The sequence below is a fragment of the Streptomyces sp. NBC_00376 genome, from assembly GCF_036077095.1.
Lineage (GTDB): Bacteria > Actinomycetota > Actinomycetes > Streptomycetales > Streptomycetaceae > Streptomyces.
The window spans coordinates 2,148,023-2,167,535 of sequence record NZ_CP107960.1; the positions used below are offsets into that span (position 1 = coordinate 2,148,023).

General features: G+C 72.1%; 4 protein-coding genes. 2 read left to right on the forward strand and 2 right to left on the reverse strand.

All coding sequences use genetic code 11. The features are described 5' to 3' along the window. The first annotated feature begins 79 nt into the window (after positions 1 to 79). Both gntA and OG842_RS09630 read left to right on the forward strand, forming a co-directional pair. Complete coding sequence (gene gntA / locus OG842_RS09625; RefSeq protein ID WP_206433612.1) at positions 80 to 754, forward strand: guanitoxin biosynthesis heme-dependent pre-guanitoxin N-hydroxylase GntA; 675 nt, start codon at positions 80 to 82, stop codon at positions 752 to 754. 50 nt (positions 755 to 804) lie between these two features. Beyond that, positions 805 to 1,707 carry a winged helix-turn-helix domain-containing protein gene (locus tag OG842_RS09630; RefSeq protein ID WP_266729228.1) on the forward strand — a complete coding sequence of 301 codons (903 nt, stop codon included), beginning with the start codon at positions 805 to 807 and terminating at the stop codon, positions 1,705 to 1,707. Positions 1,708 to 1,742: 35 nt separating this feature from the next. Here the strand turns inward: OG842_RS09630 and OG842_RS09635 are convergent, their stop codons facing one another. Both OG842_RS09635 and OG842_RS09640 read right to left on the reverse strand, forming a co-directional pair. Continuing rightward, on the reverse strand, positions 1,743 to 2,270 hold the full coding sequence (locus OG842_RS09635) for an ATP-binding cassette domain-containing protein (protein ID WP_266729229.1): 528 nt from the start codon (positions 2,268 to 2,270) through the stop codon (positions 1,743 to 1,745). Positions 2,271 to 2,502: 232 nt separating this feature from the next. After that, entirely contained in the window at positions 2,503 to 19,380 is a 16,878-nt protein-coding gene (locus tag OG842_RS09640; RefSeq protein ID WP_266729230.1) for a non-ribosomal peptide synthase/polyketide synthase, read from the reverse strand. Between the last annotated feature and the right edge of the window lie 133 nt (positions 19,381 to 19,513).

Below are 19,513 nucleotides of genomic sequence, written 5' to 3' on the forward strand. Positions count from 1 at the left end.
TGTCTAAAGTGGGCGACGCTGCATGGGGGAGGAGGTGCATGTCGTTTGAACACGGTGCACATTCCGGCAAGGGGGAATTATGAAAGACCCGGCTCACCGCCGTCTGGCGGGCTGGATAATGGGCGAGGAATTCTCGTGCCTGGCGGCCAAATCGGCCGTACGCCGAAAGACTCTGACGCTCGTTCAACTGGGCAAGATGGGCAGCTCGGACACCACGTCGGACCTGCACACGGCGATTTCCGAATTCGTCTCCGAGGAATTGTCCCCGCACGAGAATTTCGCGACGCTCGTCGCCGTGTTCGAGGAACCGAACGGACTCACCGAGCCGGAATTCGACGAGTTGATGTGGCAGCAGCTCACCGACCTGCACCACCTCGACCTCGACCGGGGGTTCGCCTGGGCACCGGACGTCGCCGAGGACCCGGCCTCGCCGGACTTCGCGTTCAGTCTGGCCGGGCACCCGTTCTTCGTGGTCGGCATGCACGAGCACGCCTCCCGGATCTCCCGCCGCTACGACGGCCCCGCGCTCGCCTTCAACTCCAACCACCAGTTCCGGCGGTTGAAGCAGTCAGGCGTCTACTACGGCCTCCAGCGCCGTATCCGGCAGCGCGAAGAGCGGCTGCAGCACTCCATCAATCCCAACCTCACCGAGTTCGGCGAGGCGTCGGACGCCCGCCAGTACTCCGGCTCGGCAACCGACGAGCAATGGCGCTGCCCCTTCCAACCGCGGGGCGGCACGGCGTCCGGCTCCTGAGCCGCCGCACGGTACCCGGCCCCTTCTTCGATCATGGAGTGCCTTCCGCCATGCAACGCGTGCATTTTTCCGCCCAGGACCTGGCGCGCACAGTCGTCAAGGTCGCCGAGCGCCCCCTCGTGGAGACGCTGTTCGCCCTTGACCTGCTGGCCCGTCAGGGCGGCGGCGAGGACTACGCGTCCTGGCGCCAGCGGACCACCGGCCGGCTCGGCCGGCGCTCCTGGTCCCTGCTGACGCTGGCCCGCACCCTGCGCCCCGTCCCCGACCTGCTGCACATGGCCGAGAACGCGGCGAACCCGAAGACCGGGACCGAGCGGCAGAACCTGGTCGCGATGCTGGAGGACTTCCACAAGGTGGCGCTCGCGCCCTACTGGGACCGGGTCTCGGCCGCCCTGGAGGCCGACTGCACCGCCCGCGGCCGCACCGTGCTGGCCGGCGGCATCGAAAGGCTGTTGTCCACCGTGCACCCGATGGTGCGGTGGAGCGGCGGTGTGCTGGAGATACCCAGCCACCGCTCGCAGGACGTCGTCCCGGGCGGGGCCGGCCTGTTACTGGCCCCGTCGCTCTTCCTGTACGACCGTCCCGTGCTGATCCCGGCGGCCGGCCGGAACCGGCCGCCGGTACTCGCGTACCCGGTCGCGGGCGGCACGGCCGAGGCCGTACTGGCCGCGCCCGCGGCCGAGCAGAACGCGGCCGACGCGCTCGGCCCGCTGGTCGGACGCACCCGGGCGGCCATCATGAAGAGCCTGACCGAGAGCTGCACCACCACCGAACTCGGCCGCCGCATCGGCATCTCGGCCGCCTCCGCCAGCCAGCACACCTCCGTGCTGCGCAGCGCCGGACTGATCACCACGCACCGGCGGCTCAACACCGCCCGCCACTCGCTCACCCCGCTCGGTGCCGCCCTCCTGGACGGCTTCCACCACCGGGACCTGGCGCGGGCGCACATGTAGCCGACGGCCTCGGCCCGCAGGGCCGGGGCCGCCCGTCAGCCGCGGTCGGTGAGCTGTGCCAGACGGGCGGCGATCCCGTCGGCGGGGGCGTCGCACATGACGTCGGCGAGCCGGCCGTCCACCAGGAACAGCACCACGTCGGCGGCGGCCGCAACGGCCGCCGCCGACGTCGTCACGAGTACGGTCCGGGCCTCGTCCTCAAGGTCCATCGCCGAGTACAGGTGCTGCGCTTCCTCCAGGTCGTCGGCGACCAGCAGTTCGGGCCGGTCCCGGTCGGCGGCGGGCAGCCGCTCCCACTCCACCGGGTCGGGCGTCACGATCCGGTCGTGCCTGCCCACCCAGCCCGAGGTGGGTGTCTGGCGTCCGGTGGCGCAGGCCAGCAGGGTGCTCTTCCCCGATCCCGGCAGGCCGATCACGGCGGTCACCCCGCCGCGTACCAGCCCGATCGTCACCTCGCTCAGGACGGGCAGCGGTCCGTACGACATCGAGACGGCGTCCATTTCCAGGGCGTAGGGCGAGATATCCCGTGAGCGACAACCCTCCGGGGTCTCATTGGCAGTCATTTCCGGGGACCTCCAGTGCATCGAGTGATATTGCAGAAACTACCGAGGGGCGAGGGGTCCGGGTAAGCGCGTAAGCTGCACTTTCGGTGGTGGAGCTGGCTCCACCACCGAATGGGGGGCTCAGGGTAATGCCCTCCGTAAATTCCCTGCGTAGTCTTCATTCCAGGGGCAAAAGGGCTCCCCGGCCCGCAGCGCTCAATCCCCCGCGAGCGACTGCGGGCCGGGGTCTTTTTCATGCCCGCGGCGCGGTGCTGCTGTCGGCGAGATCGTGGAGAAGATCACCCAGCCGGGCCGCCAGTCGATCAATGTCCGAACGGTCGTGCACTGCCGTCGAATATGAGATTCCGATGGTCAGCCGTTCGTCCTGCACACCACACACGACATCCAGCAGGTGAGCACGCGCCCCGGCGCCGCTCTGGGTGGCGGAGGGGTCCTCCAGCAGGCCGGCGTAGAAGCCGGGGTCGAACCCGTCCGACCGGCCCACGTAGTTGAAGCTGACGTCCGGCAGCGGCCGGCCCAACGGCGAGTCCGCGCGCAGATGGCGCAGGACCCCGTAGCCCAGGCCCTTGTGCGGCACCGCCCGCAGGCCGCGCTTGACCCCCGCCACCGCGGACCGCCAGCCCTCGCCCACGGACACGTTCCAGGCGAACGGGAACACCGTGGTGAACCAGCCGACCGTGCGCGACAGATCGGCGCCCTCGACCACCGCCTCCTCGCGGCCGTGGCCCTCCAGGGCCACCGCCACCCGGTCCTGGCCGGTCCAGTCGGCCAGCGCCCGGCCGAGGGCCGCGAGCAGCACCTCGTTGACCCGGGCCCGGTAGGCCCCCGGCGCCGACTGGAGCAGGGCGGCAGTGGTCCGACCGTCCAGCCGCACGGAGACGGTGTCCTCGGAGCCCGCGGTGTTGGCCGCGGAGCCGGAGCCCGGCAGCCTCGGCACCCGTTCGGCCTCCTGCCAGTACGCGATCTCCCCGTCGAAGCGGCCGGCCGGGGCCAGTTCGGCGAGCCTGCCCGACCACTCCTGGAAGGAGGTGGTCCGGGCGCCCGGGCCTGGCCGCTCCCCCGCCGCGATCCGCTCGTACGCGCGGGCCAGGTCGGCGAGCAGCACGCCCCAGGAAACGACGTCGACGACCAGGTGGTGGGCGACCAGGGCGATCCGGACCGGCAGGTCCACGCCCTGGTCGAAGACGAGTGCCTTGAGCAGCGGTCCGTGGGTGATGTCCAGGCCGGCGTGCGCGCGGGCGAGCTGCCGTTCCATCTCGGCGGCGCGGGCGGCCGGTTCCTCCTGGAACAGGTCGTACCAGGTGAACCAGTTGCCGTCCTCCCGCTCCACGACGCTCTGCTGCCAGCCGCCACCGGTGCGTGTGAAGCGCGAACGCAGCCCGTCGTGGTGCTCGTACAGGGCCCCCACGGCAGCCCGGAGGGCATCGCGGTCGGGCCGCTCGGCCAGTTCGGCGTAGGCCGACATGGTGAACCGGTCGTACGAGCCCCGCTCCCCGTCCAGGAACCAGCGCTGGATCGGGGTCAGGGCCACATCGCCGGTGACCGGGCCGGTGTCCCCGGGGCCTTCCGCGCCGCTGCCCGGACCGGCCTGGACGGCCAGCTCGGCCAGGGCCGCCACGGTGGGCGCGGCGAACAGCTGCTTGGTGGAGACCGCGAGGCCCGCGTCCCTGGCCCGGGCGACCACCTGGATGCTGAGGATGGAGTCGCCGCCGAGGTCGAAGAAGTTGTCGTGGACGCCGACCTCCGGCACGCCGAGGAGCGCCTGCCACACCCCGGCGAGGGTGCGTTCGGCGTCGGTGCGCGGTGCGGTGTACGTGTCCCCGCGCGCCGGCAGCCCGGGGGCGGGCAGGGCGCGCCGGTCCAGCTTGCCGTTGGCGGTCAGCGGAATCGTGTCGAGGGCCACCCAGGCCGCCGGGACCATGTACTCGGGGAGCGATCGGGCGGTGTGCTCGCGCAGCGTCTCGGGGTCGGGGGCGGCACCGGGGGCGTCCCCGGTGACGTAGGCGACGAGGCGCTTGACACCCGGCTGGTCCTCGCGGACCTGGACCACCGCCTGGCGCACGTCCGGGTGGGCGGCCAGGACGCTCTCGATCTCGCCGGGCTCGATGCGGAAGCCGCGGATCTTGACCTGGTCGTCGGCGCGGCCCACGAACTCCAGCTGCCCGCCGGGGAGCCAGCGCACCACGTCCCCGGTGCGGTACATCCGCTCCGCCGAGAAGGGCGAGGCCACGAAGCGGCTCGCGGTCAGGGCGGGCCGGCCCAGGTAGCCGCGGGCCACGCCCGCGCCGGTGACGTACAGCTCGCCGGGGACCCCGGCCGGCACCGGGCGCAGCCAGGTGTCGAGGACGTACACCTTGGTGTCCAGGTTCGGCCTGCCGATGGGCGGGACGGTGCCCGGCGCGAGGCGCTCGCTGATGGTCGCGGAGATGGTGATCTCGGTGGGCCCGTACGCGTTGTACATGGCGCGGCCGGGTGCCCAGCGGTCGACCAGCTCCGGCGGGCAGGCCTCGCCGCCCACCACCAGGGTGCGCAGCTCGGGCAGTTCCGCGGTGCCCGCGCCGGCCAGCGCAGCGGGCGGGACCATGGCGTGGGTGACCCGCTGCCGGGTGAGCACCTCGACCAGTTCCTCGCCCAGGACCCTGCCCGGGGCGGGCAGGACCAGGGCGGCGCCCACGGACCAGGCCATCAGGATCTCCATGACGGAGGCGTCGAAGTTGGCCGAGGCTACCTGGAGCACCCGGGATTCGGGGGTGATCGTGAAGCGGTCCGCCTGGGTGGCGGCGAAGGCGGCCACACCCCGGTGGCCGACCAGCACGCCCTTGGGGACGCCCGTCGATCCGGAGGTGTAGATCAGGTACGCGCCCGCGTCCGGCGAGACCGGACCGGGTCCGTCCCGGCCCTGGAGAGCGGCCTCGTGTCCCTCTCCGTCGTCGACCAGCAGGGTGCGCGCCGCCGTGGCGTCGAGCAGCCCGGCACGGTCCCCGTCCGTGAGCACCACCGGGGCACCGGAGTCGGTGAGCATGAACGTCCGCCGGTCGGCCGGGTATTCGGGGTCGAGCGGGAGGTAGACCCCGCCCGCCTTCACCACGGCGAGCAGTGCGGTGATCCAGTCGGCGCCGCGCGGCAGGCACACCCCGACGACGGTCTCGGGTGTGACGCCCTCGGCCCGCAGCCGCCGGGCCAGGGCCGTGGCCCGGTCGTCGATCTGCGCGTAGGTCCAGGTCCCGGTGTCGGTGACGACGGCCGGTGCGGCGGGCCGCAGGGACCGCTGCCGTTCGAACAGGGCGGGCAGCGACAGCGGTGCGATGTCCGAGCCGGTGGCGTTCCGCTCGTGGAGCAGGGTGAGCCGCTCGTTCTCGGAGAGCAGTTCCAGGTCGGACAGGGTGCGTGCGGGGTCGTCCGCGAGCGCGGTGAGGATGGTGACCAGGTGGCCCGCCATACGGCGGATCGTGGCTTCGTCGAACAGGTCCGTGTTGTGGACGAGGTGGGCCTGGAACTCTCCGTCGCTCTCGCCGAAGTCGAAGGTGAGGTCGAACTGCGAGGTCCGGGATTCCAGCGGGTGGTCCGACCAGCTCAGCGCGGCCGGCGCGGCGGCGGCCGCGCCGTGGCCCTCGGCCGGGCTCTCGTAGCTGATGACCGCCTGGACCAACGGGCTGCGGCTGGGGTCGCGTTCGGTGACCACGGCGTCGACGACCCGGTCGAAGGGCACCTCGGCGTGGGCGAAGGCGTCCAGCACGGTGCGGCGCACCGAGGACAGCAGCGCGGTGCCGGTGGCGTTCTCGTCGATGGTGGTGCGCAGGGCCAGGGTGTTGACGAAGAAGCCGACCAGGCCCTCCAGTTCGGCCCGGTCGCGGCCGGAGGTGACGGTGCCGAGCACCACGTCCTGCTGCCCGCTGTAGCGGGACAGCAGCAGCTGCGCGGCCGCGGTCAGGCCCATGAACAGGGTGGCGCCCCGGGCCTGGCAGACCTCGGTGAAGCGGGCGAGCAGTCCGGCCGGGATCACCGTCCGGAAGCTCGCGCCGCGGGTGGTGCGCTCGGCGGGGCGCGGCCGGTCGGTCGGCAGCTCCAGGACGGGCGCACCGGCCAGCTGTTCGCGCCAGTAGTCCAGGGCGTGCTCCATCGCCTGGGGGGTCAGCCGCTCGCGCTGCCAGACCGCGTAGTCCGCGTACTGGACGGGCGGTTCGGCCGGGGTGCGGCCCTCGTACAGCCCGGTCAGCTCCCGGGTGATCACGTTCATCGACCAGCCGTCGGTCACGATGTGGTGCATCGACAGGACCAGGATGTGGTCCCGGTCGCCGGTCCGGACCAGGGTGGGCCGCAGCAGCGGTCCGCCGCGCAGGTCGAAGACCTCGGCAAACAGGGACCGGACCAGTGCGTCGGCGCCCTCGGCGCCGGGTTCGACCACCGGCAGCGGGACCGGGGCGGCCGGGTGGACGATCTGGACGCCCTGGCCCTCGGCGGTGGTGAAGGTGGTGCGCAGCGACTCGTGCCGGGCCACCAGGGCGTCCAGCGCCCCGCGCAGTGCGACGAGGTCCAGCGCCCCGGTCAGCCGCAGCGCGATGCCGGAGTTGTACTCGGTGCTCTCCGGGTCGAGTTCGGCCGCGAACCACAGCCTGCGCTGGGCGTACGAGAGCGGCAGCGCGCCGTCGCGGGCGACCGGTCGGACGGGGTCGGCGGGTTCACGCGTGGGTGTGGCCAGGGGGGCGAGCCCGGCAACGGTGGGCGCGTTGAACAGGTCGCGCACGCTGGTGTCGTATCCGGCCGCACGGAGCCGGGAGACCGCCCGGGTGGAGAGGATCGAGTCGCCGCCGAGGTCGAAGAAGTTGTCGTGCGCGCCGATCCGTTCGAGACCGAGTACGTCGGCCCAGACCGCGGCCACGGTCTTCTCGGCCGCCGTACGGGGTGCGGTGTACGCGTTCGCGAGGGCCGCGGGGTCGGGGGCGGGCAGGGCGCGCCGGTCCACCTTGCCGCTCTGGTTGAGCGGGAAGGCGTCCAGCAGCAGCCAGGCCGCCGGGACCATGTAGTCGGGCAGGGCGTCGGCTGCGTAGCCGCGCAGCTCCGCCGCGTCGGCACCGTCCGCGCCGCCGGTGCCCACCACGTAGGCCACCAGCCGCTTGACACCGGGCTGGTCCTCGCGGGCCACCACCACGGCCTGGGTGACCGCGGGGTGGCGGGCCAGTACGGTCTCGATCTCGCCGAGCTCGATGCGGAAGCCACGCACCTTGACCTGGTCGTCGCGCCGGCCGAGGAACTCGACGGTGCCCTCGCGGGTCCAGCGCACCAGGTCGCCCGAGCGGTACATGCGCCCGCCGGTGAACGGGCAGGCCACGAACCGTCCGGCGGTCAGGCCCGGCTTGCCGACATAGCCGCGGGCCAGGCCGGCGCCCTCGATGTACAGCTCGCCGACGACCCCGGCCGGGACCGGGCGCAGCCGGGCGTCCAGCACGAAGGCGCGCGCGTTGCCGACCGGGCGGCCGATCAGGGGGCGTTCGCTGCCCCGGGCGGTCCAGGTCAGCGAGTCGCAGGTGCACTCGGTGGGCCCGTAGAAGTTGTACGCGGTGACCTCGGGGTGGGCCCGCAGGGTGTCCCAGATCTGGCCGTCGACCGCCTCGCCGCCGAAGACGATCACGCTCGGCACATGGGTCTCGTCGGCCAGCAGCCCGTCCGCGATCAGCTCGCGCAGGTAGGTGGGCGCCTCGTCGATGACGTCGATCCGCGCGTCCCGCAGGTAGTCGCGGAAGGCCCGCAGGTCGATGTGGGTCTCGTGGTCGACGGGGTGCAGCTGGTGGCCGCCGACCAGCCACAGCAGGGCGACGCAGGACGCGTCGAAGGAGATCGAGGCGGTCTGGGCCATCCGCATCTGCCGGCCCCGGGAGGTGGGCTCGAACATGCGCCGGCGGTGGTGGGCGAAGAGGTTCCGGAAGGCGCCGTGCCGGATGAGGGTGCCCTTGGGCAGACCGGTGGAGCCGGAGGTGTAGATGACGTACGCGAGGTGGTCGGCGGTCAGCCGGGGTACGGCGGGGGCCTGCGGGTCTCCTTCGGATCCGCGGTCCGGGGTCAGCAGGATGCCCTCGTAGTCGGCGAACCGGTCGGCCAGGTGGTCCTGTACGAGGACGGTCGCCGCGCCCGAGTCGGCCAGCATGTGGCGTACCCGGTCGGCCGGGTAGCCGGGGTCGATGGGCAGGCAGGCGGCACCGGCCCGGAGGATGCCGAGCAGGGCGACGACCACGTCGGTGCCGCGGTCGGCGCAGATGCCGACGACGGTGTCGGGTCCGGCACCCCGCTCGCGCAGGCGGTGGGCCAGCCGGCCGGCGGCCCGGTCCAGCTCGGCGAAGGTCAGCCGCTCCTCGCCGTGGACCAGGGCGACGGCGTCGGGCGTGCGGGCGGCCTGGGCCGCGAACAGCTCCGGAAGCAGCGGCTCCGGGATGTTCTGAGCGGTGTCGTTCCAGCCGTGGGTGAGGGTGTGCTCCTCCTCGGGGGTGAGCATGCGGACGTCCGCGAGCGGCTTGTCGGGGCCGGCTATCTCGCCGACCACGGTCGCCAGGTGGGCGCCGAGTCCGCGGACGGTGGCCTCGTCGAACAGGCCGGTGTTGTAGTTGATCACCGCGGTCAGCGAGCCGTCGCGCTCGGCGAAGTCCACGGCGAGCTCGAACTGCGCGGTGTCGACGTCGAAGGGCTGGTCCTGCCAGGTCAGTCCGGCGCCGGTGGTGGGCCGGGGTGTGGTCTCCATGCTGACCAGGGCCTGCACCAGGGGGGTGCGGCTGGGGTCGCGTTCGGTGACGACGGCGTCCACGACCCGGTCGAACGGGATCTCCTCGTGGGCGAAGGCGTCCAGCACGGTCTCCCGTACGGCGGCCAGCAGGTCGGCGACACTGCGCTGCTCGTCGATCCGAGTGCGCAGGGCGACCGTGTTGACGAAGAACCCGATCAGGTCTTCGAGTTCGGCCCGGTCGCGGCCGGAGGTGACGGTGCCGACCACCACGTCCTGCTGGCCGCTGTAGCGCGACAGCACGAGCTGCACGGCGGCGACCAGCCCCATGAACAGGGTGACTCCGCGGGCCCTGCACACCTCGGTGAAGCGGGCCACGACCTCGGCCGGGACCTCGAATTCCGCCAGGGCACCGGCCCAGGTGCGCTCGGCCGGGCGGGGCCGGTCGGTGGGCAGTTCCAAGACGGGTGCGCCGGCCAGCCGCGCGCGCCAGTGGTCGAGCCCCGCGGCGAGTGCCTCCGGGGTCAGCCGCTCGCGCTGCCAGGCGGCGTAGTCGGCGTACTGGAGGGCGAGCGGGGGCAGTTCGACGCCCCGGTACAGCAGGTCGAGCTCGCGGACCACGACGCCCATCGACCAGCCGTCGGTGATCATGTGGTGCATCGCGAGGACCAGGATGTGCTCCTCGTCGGCGACCTTGAGCAGGGTGGGGCGCAGCAGCGGCCCGGTGCGCAGGTCGAAGACGACGCCGAGTCCGGCGCGTATCCGCCCGGGGACGTCCGCGGGCGCGCAGCGGACGACCGGCAGGTCGACGGGGGCGGCCGGCCCGATGAGCTGGACGACCTCGCCGTCGGCTTCCGCGAAGGTGGTGCGCAGCGGCTCGTGCCGGGCGACGAGGGCGTCCAGGGCCCCACGCAGTGCGGCGAGGTCCAGCGGGCCGGTCAGCCGCAGGGCACCGCCGGAGTTGTACTCGGTGCTCTCCGGGTCGAGTTCGGCCGCGAACCACAGCCTGCGCTGGGCGTACGAGAGCGGCAGCACGCCACCGTCCCGCGCGGCCGGGGCCGGCGGGGCGTCCGGGCCGAAGGCTCCGGGCAGGTCGTCGGCCGCGCCGATCTCGGCGGCCAGGGCGGCGACGGTGGGGTGGTCGAAGAGGGTGCGGACGGCGGCCGGGTAGCCGGCCCGGCGCAAGCGCGAGACGGCCTGGATGCTGAGCAGCGAGTCGCCGCCGAGGCCGAAGAAGTCGTCGGCCGCGCCGATCCGTTCGGCGCCGAGCACCTCCGCGAAGACGGTGGCCACGGCACGCTCGGCCTCGGTCGCGGGCGCGATGTACTCGCGTACGAGGGTGGACAGGTCGGGGGCCGGCAGGGCCTTGCGGTCGACCTTGCCGTTGGCGTTGAGCGGGAAGGCGTCCAGGACCACGCAGACGGCCGGGACCATGTACTCCGGCAGCGAGCGGGCCACGAACTCGCGCAGCTCGGCCGGATGGGCGCCGTCGGCGACGGCGTAGCCGACGAGCCGCCGGGTGCCGGGCTGGTCCTCGCGGACCACGGCGACCGCCTGGGACACGGCAGGGTGCCGGGTCAGCGCGGCCTCGACCTCGCCCGGTTCGATGCGGTGGCCGCGTACCTTGACCTGGTGGTCGGTGCGGCCGAGGAACTCCAGCTGGCCGTCTGTACGCCGCCGTACGAGGTCGCCCGTACGGTACATGCGGCCGCCGGTGAACGGGTTGGCCACGAAGGCGCTCGCGGTCAGGCCCGGGCGGCCCGCGTAGCCGCGGGCGACGCCGGGTCCGGCGAGGTGGAGCTCGCCGGCGGTGCCGTCGGGCACCGGCCGTAGCCAGCCGTCCAGCACGAAGGCGCGGGCGCCGTCGATCGCCCGGCCGATCGGGGGCGTGGCGGTGGCCGGGGCGAGCGGGTCGCTGAGGGTGGCGGCGACGGTGGTCTCGGTCGGCCCGTAGGCGTTGACCAGGATCCGGCCGGGCGCCCAACGGGCGGGGATCTCGGCGGGCATCGCCTCGCCACCGGAGACCAGTGCGCGCAGGTGCGGCAGCGGTATGTCGGGCAGGGTGGAGAGCGCGGCGAGCGGCAGCATGGCGTGGGTGATCCGCTGCTCCTCCAGCAGCCGGGCGAGGGGCTCGCCGACGGTCTGGTCGGGTCCGGCGAGCACCAGGGCGGCGCCGACCGTCCAGGCGTTGACGAGGTCGCCCATGGCGACGTCGAAGCCCAGGGAGACGCTCTGCAGGATGCGGGAGTCGCCGTCGAGGTCCAGGGCCCGGGCGTGGGCGGCACCCAGGTCGCGCAGGCCGCGGTGGGTCACGGAGACGCCCTTGGGGGTGCCGGTGGAGCCGGAGGTGTAGATGAGATAGGCCGCCGCGTCCGGGTGGCCGGGGCGGACGGGTGGGACCGGGCTGGTCTCCGGGCCGAGGGCGAGGAGGTCCACCGCGTTCAGCTCCGGGGCTGCGGAGTTGCCGAGTACCAGCCGGGCTCCCGCGTCGGCGGCCATGAAGGCGAGCCGGTCGGCGGGGTGGGCCGGATCGAGCGGCAGGTAGACCGCGCCCGTCTTGGCCACCGCGAGCAGCGAGACCAGCCAGTCGACGCCGCGCGGCAGGCTGACGCCGACCACGGTCTCGGGGCCGATGCCGCTGTCGGCGAGCCGGTGGGCCAGGCCGTTGGCGCGGGCGTCCAGTTCGCCGTACGAGAGCACGGTGCCCCCGTCGACCACGGCGGGTGCCTCGGGCCGGCGGGCCGCCTGGGCCTCGAAGAGGCCGGGCAGGGTCACGGTCGGGCGCGGCCGGCCGGCGGGCCCGGAGGCCGTGCCGGTGCCGGCGGTGAACCGGTCGCGCTCGGCCGGGGTGAGCAGCGGGATGCGGGCCAGGCTCTCCTCGTCGAGCAGGCCGCGGAGCAGGGTGGCGAGCCGCTCGGAGAGCCGCCGCGCGGCCGTGTCCCCGAATACCGCGGGGTCGTAGGACACGCGCAGCGAGACGCCCGGGGCGTTGTCGCCGACGAGCTGGCGGCCGGTGAAGGCGGTCAGCGAGAGCGGGTAGTCCCCGCCCTGGACGGCGGCGTCCGCCTCGGTGACGGCGAGACCGTGGCGGGCCGCGAGGTCGTCGGCAACCGGGTAGTTCTCGAAGACCAGGACGCTCTCGAAGAGGCGGGTGCCGGCCGGCAGGTCGGCGAGCGCGGTGAGCTCGGGCAGCGAGAGGTATTCGTGGGCGCGGGACTCCCACTGTTCGGCCTGGAGCTGCTGGAGCCACTGGACGACCGGGGTGGCGGGGTCGAGGACCGTGCGTACCGGAACCGTGTTGATGAACAGGCCGAGCATGCCTTCCGCCTCGGCCAGGTCGGCCGGGCGCCCGGACGTGGTGGCACCGAAGACGATGTCGTTCCGGCCCGAGCAGGCGGAGAGCAGCAGCGCCCAGGCGCCCTGGACCACCGCGTTCACGGTCAGCCGGTGACGGCGCGCGAACTCCCCGATCTCGGTGGGCAGGGTGCCGGGCAGCTCGACGTCGAGATGGCGGATGCCGTCGGCCGGCCCGGCGTCCGGGTCGGCGGGGAGGGTGAGGGCCGTGTCGTAGCCGGCCAGTACGGTGCGCCAGTGCGTCCGGTCGGCATCGGTGTCGCGGGCGTCGAGCCAGGCCAGGTAGTCCCGGTAGGGGGCGCGGACCTGCGGTGTGCCGCCGGCGTAGCGGGCGAAGACGTCGTCCAGCAGCTGCGGGGTGCTCCAGCCGTCGAGCAGGAGGTGGTGGAAGGTCCACACCAACTGGACGCGGGTGCCGCCGAGGGTGGCGAGGGACAGCCGCATCAGCGGTGCGTGGCCGAGCCGGATGGTGTGGAAGTCGCCGCGCCGGAGGTCCGCGAGGCGTTCGGCGCGGGCGGCGGCGTCCAGTGCCGTCCAGTCCTCGGTGTGGACGGGGATCTCGACGCGCTCATGGACCAGGGCGGCGGGTTCGTCGGCCTGGTCCCACACGACGGAGACGCGCAGGGCGTCGGAGGCGTTGACGGCCTCCTGCCAGGCTGCGGCGAGCCGTTGGGGATCGTCGGCGCCTTCGAGGACGAAGGACATCTGCTCGACGTACGCCGTCCCGGAGTCGTCTTCCAGCGAGTGGAAGAGCAGCCCCTGCTGCATGGGCGAGAGCGGGTGCACGTCGGCGATGCCACGCCCGGTGCCGACCACCCGGTCCACCGTGGCCTGGTCCCAGGCCACGAGCGGGAAGTCGGACGGAGTACGACCACCCGTACCGTCGGTCAGGCAGTACGCCACCGCTTCACGCAGGGCGTCGCGGTAGCGCGCGGCGAACTCCCGGGCGCGGGCGGCGTCGTGGGCGGCGGCCGGGTGGTGGAGGTCGATGCGCAGCTGCCCGTCCTGGACGCGGCTGACGACGTCCCAGACGTGCGGGCGCTCGTCGGCGGGGGCGTGGTCGCCGTCGACCGGGAGCATGCCGGCGAAGACATCGGGGTCGCCCATGGCGTCGTAGCGGCCGAGGTAGTTGAAGCTGATCTGTGCGGGGTCCGCGAGGTCGGCGCCGTGCAGATGGCGCAGTGCGCCGAAGCCGATGCCCCGGTCGGGCACGGCCCGCAGCATCTCCTTGGTCGAACGGATCTGCTCCCGCCAGTCCCCTGACGAACCCAGCGCCACCGGGTAGATCGACGTGAACCAGCCCACCGTTCGGGACACATCGGCCCCGATCACGGCCTCCTCGCGGCCATGGCCCTCCACGTCCACCAGGATCCGGTCACGGCCGGACCACTCCCCCAGGGCACGGCCCAGGGCGGCCAGCAGAACGTCGTTGACCTGCGTACGGAAGACCGACGGAACCCGCTGGAGCAGCGCCTCGGTCTCCGCCCGGGACAGGGTCACGGTCTCGATCGCCGTGTCCGCCACGGTGTTGGTCCCGGCCGGCACATCGTCGAAGAGGGGCTCGGTGCTCGCGAGGACCTCGGTCCAGTACTCCGCCTGACCGGAGAAATCATGCGCCGCGAGCCTGGCGGTCCACGCCGGGAACGACAGCGACGTCTCATCCAGCACCACGTCCTCACCGGCGGCCAACTGCCGGTACGCAACAGCGATGTCCTCCAGCAGAATCCGCCACGACACACCATCCACCACCATGTGATGCACGGCGATCAGCAACCGGTCCCCGGAAAGCACCACCCGCACCAACGGACCGCCCTCCAGACGGAACCCCTCCTGAACCACACCCCCGACACCACGCTCCACAACAACCCGCACCGGCCCACCGGCACGCTGACACCAGCCCTCCGCAGTCCTGGAGAACCGCACCCACAACCCCTCGTGATGCGACAACACCACCGGAACCGCCCGCGCGAGCACCTCCTCGTCGACCCCGCCGGCCAACCTCACATGCATCGACATCCCGAAATGGTCCGGAGCCACCGGGTGTGTCTCCAGGAACCACTCCTGGATCGGCGAGAGCACGACCGGGCCCGTGACGGCCGGCCCCGCGTCCACGGCCCCGGCCTCCCGGGCCACCGCCGCGACCCCGGCCACGGTCTGCCGGACGAGGACATCCTGCGGCGAGACCACCAGACCCGCCCGCCGCAACCGCGACACGACCTGAATACTCAGGATCGAATCGCCACCCAGCTCGAAGAAGTTGTCCTGCACCCCCACCCGCTCCACGCCGAGGACGTCTCCCCACGCCCGGGCCACTATCCGCTCGGTCCGGGTCCGCGGTGCGACATGGTCCTTGGCCAGGGCGGTGCCGAGGTCGGGCTCGGGCAGGGCCCTCCTGTCGACCTTGCCGTTGGCGGTCAGCGGGAAGGTGCCCACGACCACGAAGGCGGTCGGAATCATGTAGTCCGGCAGGGACTTGGCGACGAACTCACGCATCCCGGCATGATCGACCCGGTCACCCACCACATAGCCGACCAGCCGCTTGGCCCCGTTGCGCCCCTCCCGAACCGTCACCACGGCCTGAGTGACATCAGGATGCGCGGCCAGCGCCGACTCGATCTCACCGATCTCGATCCGGAAACCACGCACCTTGACCTGATGGTCGGCGCGCCCCACGAACTCCAGCTGCCCGTCCGGCAGCCACCTCACCACGTCGCCGGTGCGGTACATCCGCTCACCGGGCCCGCCGAACGGCGAGGGAAGGAAGCGTCCGGCCGTCAGCCCGGGGTGGCCCACATATCCGCGTGCCACGCCCTCGCCGGCGATGTAGAGCTCGCCCGCGGCCCCGGCGGGCACCGGGCGCAGCCAGTTGTCCAGGACGTAGGCTCCGGTGCGCCCGAGCGGCGAACCGATCGGCACGGACGCACCGACGGAGCCGGCCTCGACCGGGTGGACGGCGGCGAAGACCGTGGTCTCCGTGGGCCCGTACCCGTTCACCAGCCGGACCTGCGGAAGCCGTTCGAGCACGGTGCGGCAGTGCTGCGGCGCGAGCGCGTCGCCGCCCGCCATCAGCAGCCGGAGCCCTGAAAGCATCGTCACATCGGTGTCGACGACCTCGTGGAACAGGCCGGCGGTCAGCCAGGCCACGGTCACGCCCCGGCCGTGCAGAAGCGTGCCGAGCTCCTCCACGGAGAGGACCCGGGCGGTGGAGACGACGAGCGCGGCCCCGTTGGCGAAGGCGCTCCAGATCTCCAGGGCACTCGCGTCGAAGGACAGCGTCGCGAACTGGCCGACGACATCGGCGGCCGTGGTTCCGAGGCGCGGGTCACGGGCCACCCGCAGCACTCCGGCGTGCGGCAGCACGATGCCCTTGGGGCGGCCGGTGGATCCGGAGGTGTAGAAGACGTATGCGGCGTTCTGCGGGGCCAGCGCGACCTGCGGCGGGCTCTGGATGCCCTTGGAGCACACGGCGGCGAGGTCCTCCAGTTCGGAGAGGAGCAGGACCGGGGTACCGGCGCCGGGGACGGTGGCGGCGGTCGAGGCGTCGGCCAGCAGCAGTTCGACGCCGGAGTCCTGGACCATGTACGAGAGGCGCTCGGCCGGATAGCTGGTGTCGAGCGGGACGAAGGCCCCGCCTGCCTTGAGCACGGCCATTAGCGCCACGATCGGCTCGGTGCCGCGGGGCAGGCAGACCCCGACCCGGGTCTCGGGGCCCACGCCGTGGGTGCGCAGGGCGTGTGCGAGGCGGCTGGTGCGCGCATCGAGCTCGCCGTAGGTGGTGCGCTCGTCGCCGCAGACCAGGGCCACGGCCTCGGGGGCGCGGGCGACCTGCTCGGCGAACACGTCGGTGAGCACGGCTCCGTCCGGGCCGTCGGGGCCCTGCGCCCAGTCGTCGAGGACCAGGGTGCGCTCGGAGGCGGGGAGCCGGGGGATGCGGGACAGCGGCAGTTCGGGCGTCCGGGCGAGGACGCCCAGGACCTCGGTCAGGTGCTCGGCCATCGAGTGGACGGTGGTGGCGTCGAACAGATCGGTGTTGTGGTTGAGGGAGAACCGCATGCCATCGGCGTGCTCCCAGAACTCGAAGGTCAGCTCGAACTGCGCGTCCTGGCGCGGAAGATCGGCGGCCGCGAAGCTCGGTCCGCGCACCCCGTCCGACTTCCAGGGACTCGTCTGGAGCACCATCATGGCCTGCACGAGGGGGGTGCGGGCTGGGTCGCGCTCGGAGACCACGGCGTCGACGACCCGGTCGAAGGGCATCTCGGCGTGGGCGAAGGCGTCCAGGACGGTCTCACGGACGGAGGCGAGCAGTTCGGTGCCGGTCGCGGCCTCGTCGATACGGGTCCGCAGGGCGAGCGTGTTGACGAAGAAGCCGAGCACGTCCTCCAGTTCGGGCCGGTCGCGGCCGATGGTGGCGGTGCCGAGGACCACGTCGCGCTGGCCGGTGGTGCGCGCGAGCATCAGCTGTACGGCTGCCGTCAGACCCATGAAGAGGGTGACGCCCCGGGTCCGGCAGACCTCGGCGAACCGGTCGACCAGCTCGGCGGGCAGCTCCGTGTCATACGTGCTGCCCGCGCGGGTGCGGACGGCGGGGCGGGGCCGGTCGGTGGGCAGGTCGAGGACGGGGGCGCCGGCCAGCTGCTCACGCCAGTAGGCCAGACCCTCGTCGAGGACCGGACCGGTCAGCGTCCTGCGCTGCCAGACGGCGTAGTCGGCGTACTGGACGGGGAGTTCGGGCAGCGGCTCACCGGCGTAGAGCGCGGCGAGCTCTCGGGTCAGCACGTTCACGGACCAGCCGTCGGTGACGATGTGGTGCATCGACAGGACCAGAAGGTGCTCGTCCTCGGCCGTCCTGAGCAGCAGTGGACGCAGCAGCGGCCCGGTGCTCAGGTCGAAGGGGGTTTCGAGTTCGGCGCGCACGGCGGCGGCGGCCTCTTCGTCGGTGGCCTCACGGACCGGGAGAGTGACGGGGGTGGCGGGGTGGATGACCTGGACGCCCTGCCCGTCGACGGTCGCGAAGGTCGTACGAAGGGACTCGTGCCGCACGACAAGAGCACCGAGAGCCGACTCAAGTGCTGTCACGTCCAACGGACCCCGGATCCGCACAGCACCACCGGTGTTGTACTCGGTCCCCTCCGGATCGATCTCCGCGGCGAACCAGACCCGAGCCTGCGCGAACGACAACGGCACAACCCCACCACGCCCCACAGGCACCAGACCCACCCCACCGGAAACCTGATCACCAACCTGATCGTCAGCCACCCCGGCCGCAGCGGCAACACCCTCCGCAGTACGACAGTCGAACAACACCCGGACCGGAACCACCACACCCGCACGACGCAACCGCGACACAACCTGAACCGCACGAATGGAATCACCACCCAACCCGAAGAAATCATCACGCACACCCACCCGCTCCAACCCCAGCACCTCCGCGAACACCCCAACCACAACCCCCTCACGCACACCACGCGGAGCCACATACTCCCCACCACACAACAACACCGGATCAGGCTCCGGCAACGCCCGACGATCCACCTTCCCGTTCGCCGTCAACGGCAGACCATCCACCACCACACACACCGACGGAACCATGTAATCCGGCAACACCCCCGCAAGAAACCCCCGCAACACCGACCCATCAACACCAACACCAGCCCCAGCCCCAACACGAGCCCCGGCCCCGGTCTCGGCCCCGGCCCCGGACTCCACCACCGCATAAGCAACCAACCGCTTCACACCACCCGCATCACCCCGCACAACAACCACCGCACGCGAAACCCCCGGGAACCCCGCGAGAACCTCCTCCACCTCCCCCAACTCCACCCGGAAACCACGCACCTTCACCTGGTCATCCACCCGACCCACAAAATCCAGCACACCCTCAGCCGTCCACCGCACCAGATCACCCGTCCGGTACATCCGCTCACCCGAACCCCCCGGCAACGCAACAAACCGCCCCGCCGTCATCCCAGCCCGGCCCCCATACCCATGCGCCAACCCAATACCCGACACATACAACTCACCCTCAACACCCACACCCACAGGACACAACCGCTCATCAAGCACCCACACCCCCGTATCCAGCGCCGCACCACCCAAGAACACCGACCCCTCGACCACATGCGAAGTCGCCATGATCGAAACCTCCGTCGGCCCGTACACATTCACCAGCCGAACACCCGGCACCTCGTCCAACACCCGCCGACAATGACGGGACGAAAGCGCATCACCACCCGCCATCACCACACGCACACCACCAAGAACACGCACATCCGCATCCACAACCTCATGGAACAGACCCGCCGTCAACCACATCACACTCACACCATGAACACGAACAAACCCCCCCAACTCCTCCACCGACAACACCCGCTCCACCGACACCGCAAGAGCCGCACCATTCAGCAGCGCACCCCACACCTCCAGAGCACCCGCATCAAAGGACAGAGTGCTCAACTGAGACACCACATCACTCGCACGAACACCGAAATTCGGATCACGCACCACCCGAACAAACCCCTCGTGCGGCAGAACCACACCCTTCGGACGACCCGTCGAACCCGACGTGTAGAACACATACGCCGCACTCTGCGCAAACACCGGAACGGCCGGATCGGTCGCCGGCTGTCCGATGGTGTCGGTCATCTCCAGCAGCGTGGGCGCGCCCACCCGGTGCATCAGCGGTGCGGTCGAGGCATCGGTCAGTACGGCCGCGATGCCCGAGTCGGCGACCATGAACTCCAGCCGGTCCAGCGGGTATTCGGGGTCGAGCGGCACCGCTGCCGCACCCGCCTTGAGCACCCCGAGCAGGGCGACGACGGGCTCCACACCACGCGGCAGGCACACGCCCACCCGCGCGCCGGCGCCGATGCCCCGCGCGAGCAGGGCGTGCGCGAGCCGGTTGGCCCGCGCGTCCAGCTCCGCGTACGACACCTGTTCGTCGGCACACACCACGGCGAGCGCGCCAGGCGCCCGCGTCACGCACTCCGCGAAGATCTCGGTAATCACCGCTCCACCGAAACCGGGCACCCGGACCACTCCCCCACGCATAGAAACGAACCGATCAGTAGTCGAGAACACCACCCAGAAGGCGGCCGACACAACGAGCTAAAGACAAAGCCAAATTCAGTGTTAAGGCGTCGCTGAAAGACCGGGGAAATCCCGGAGGAGGGGAACAGGCCGG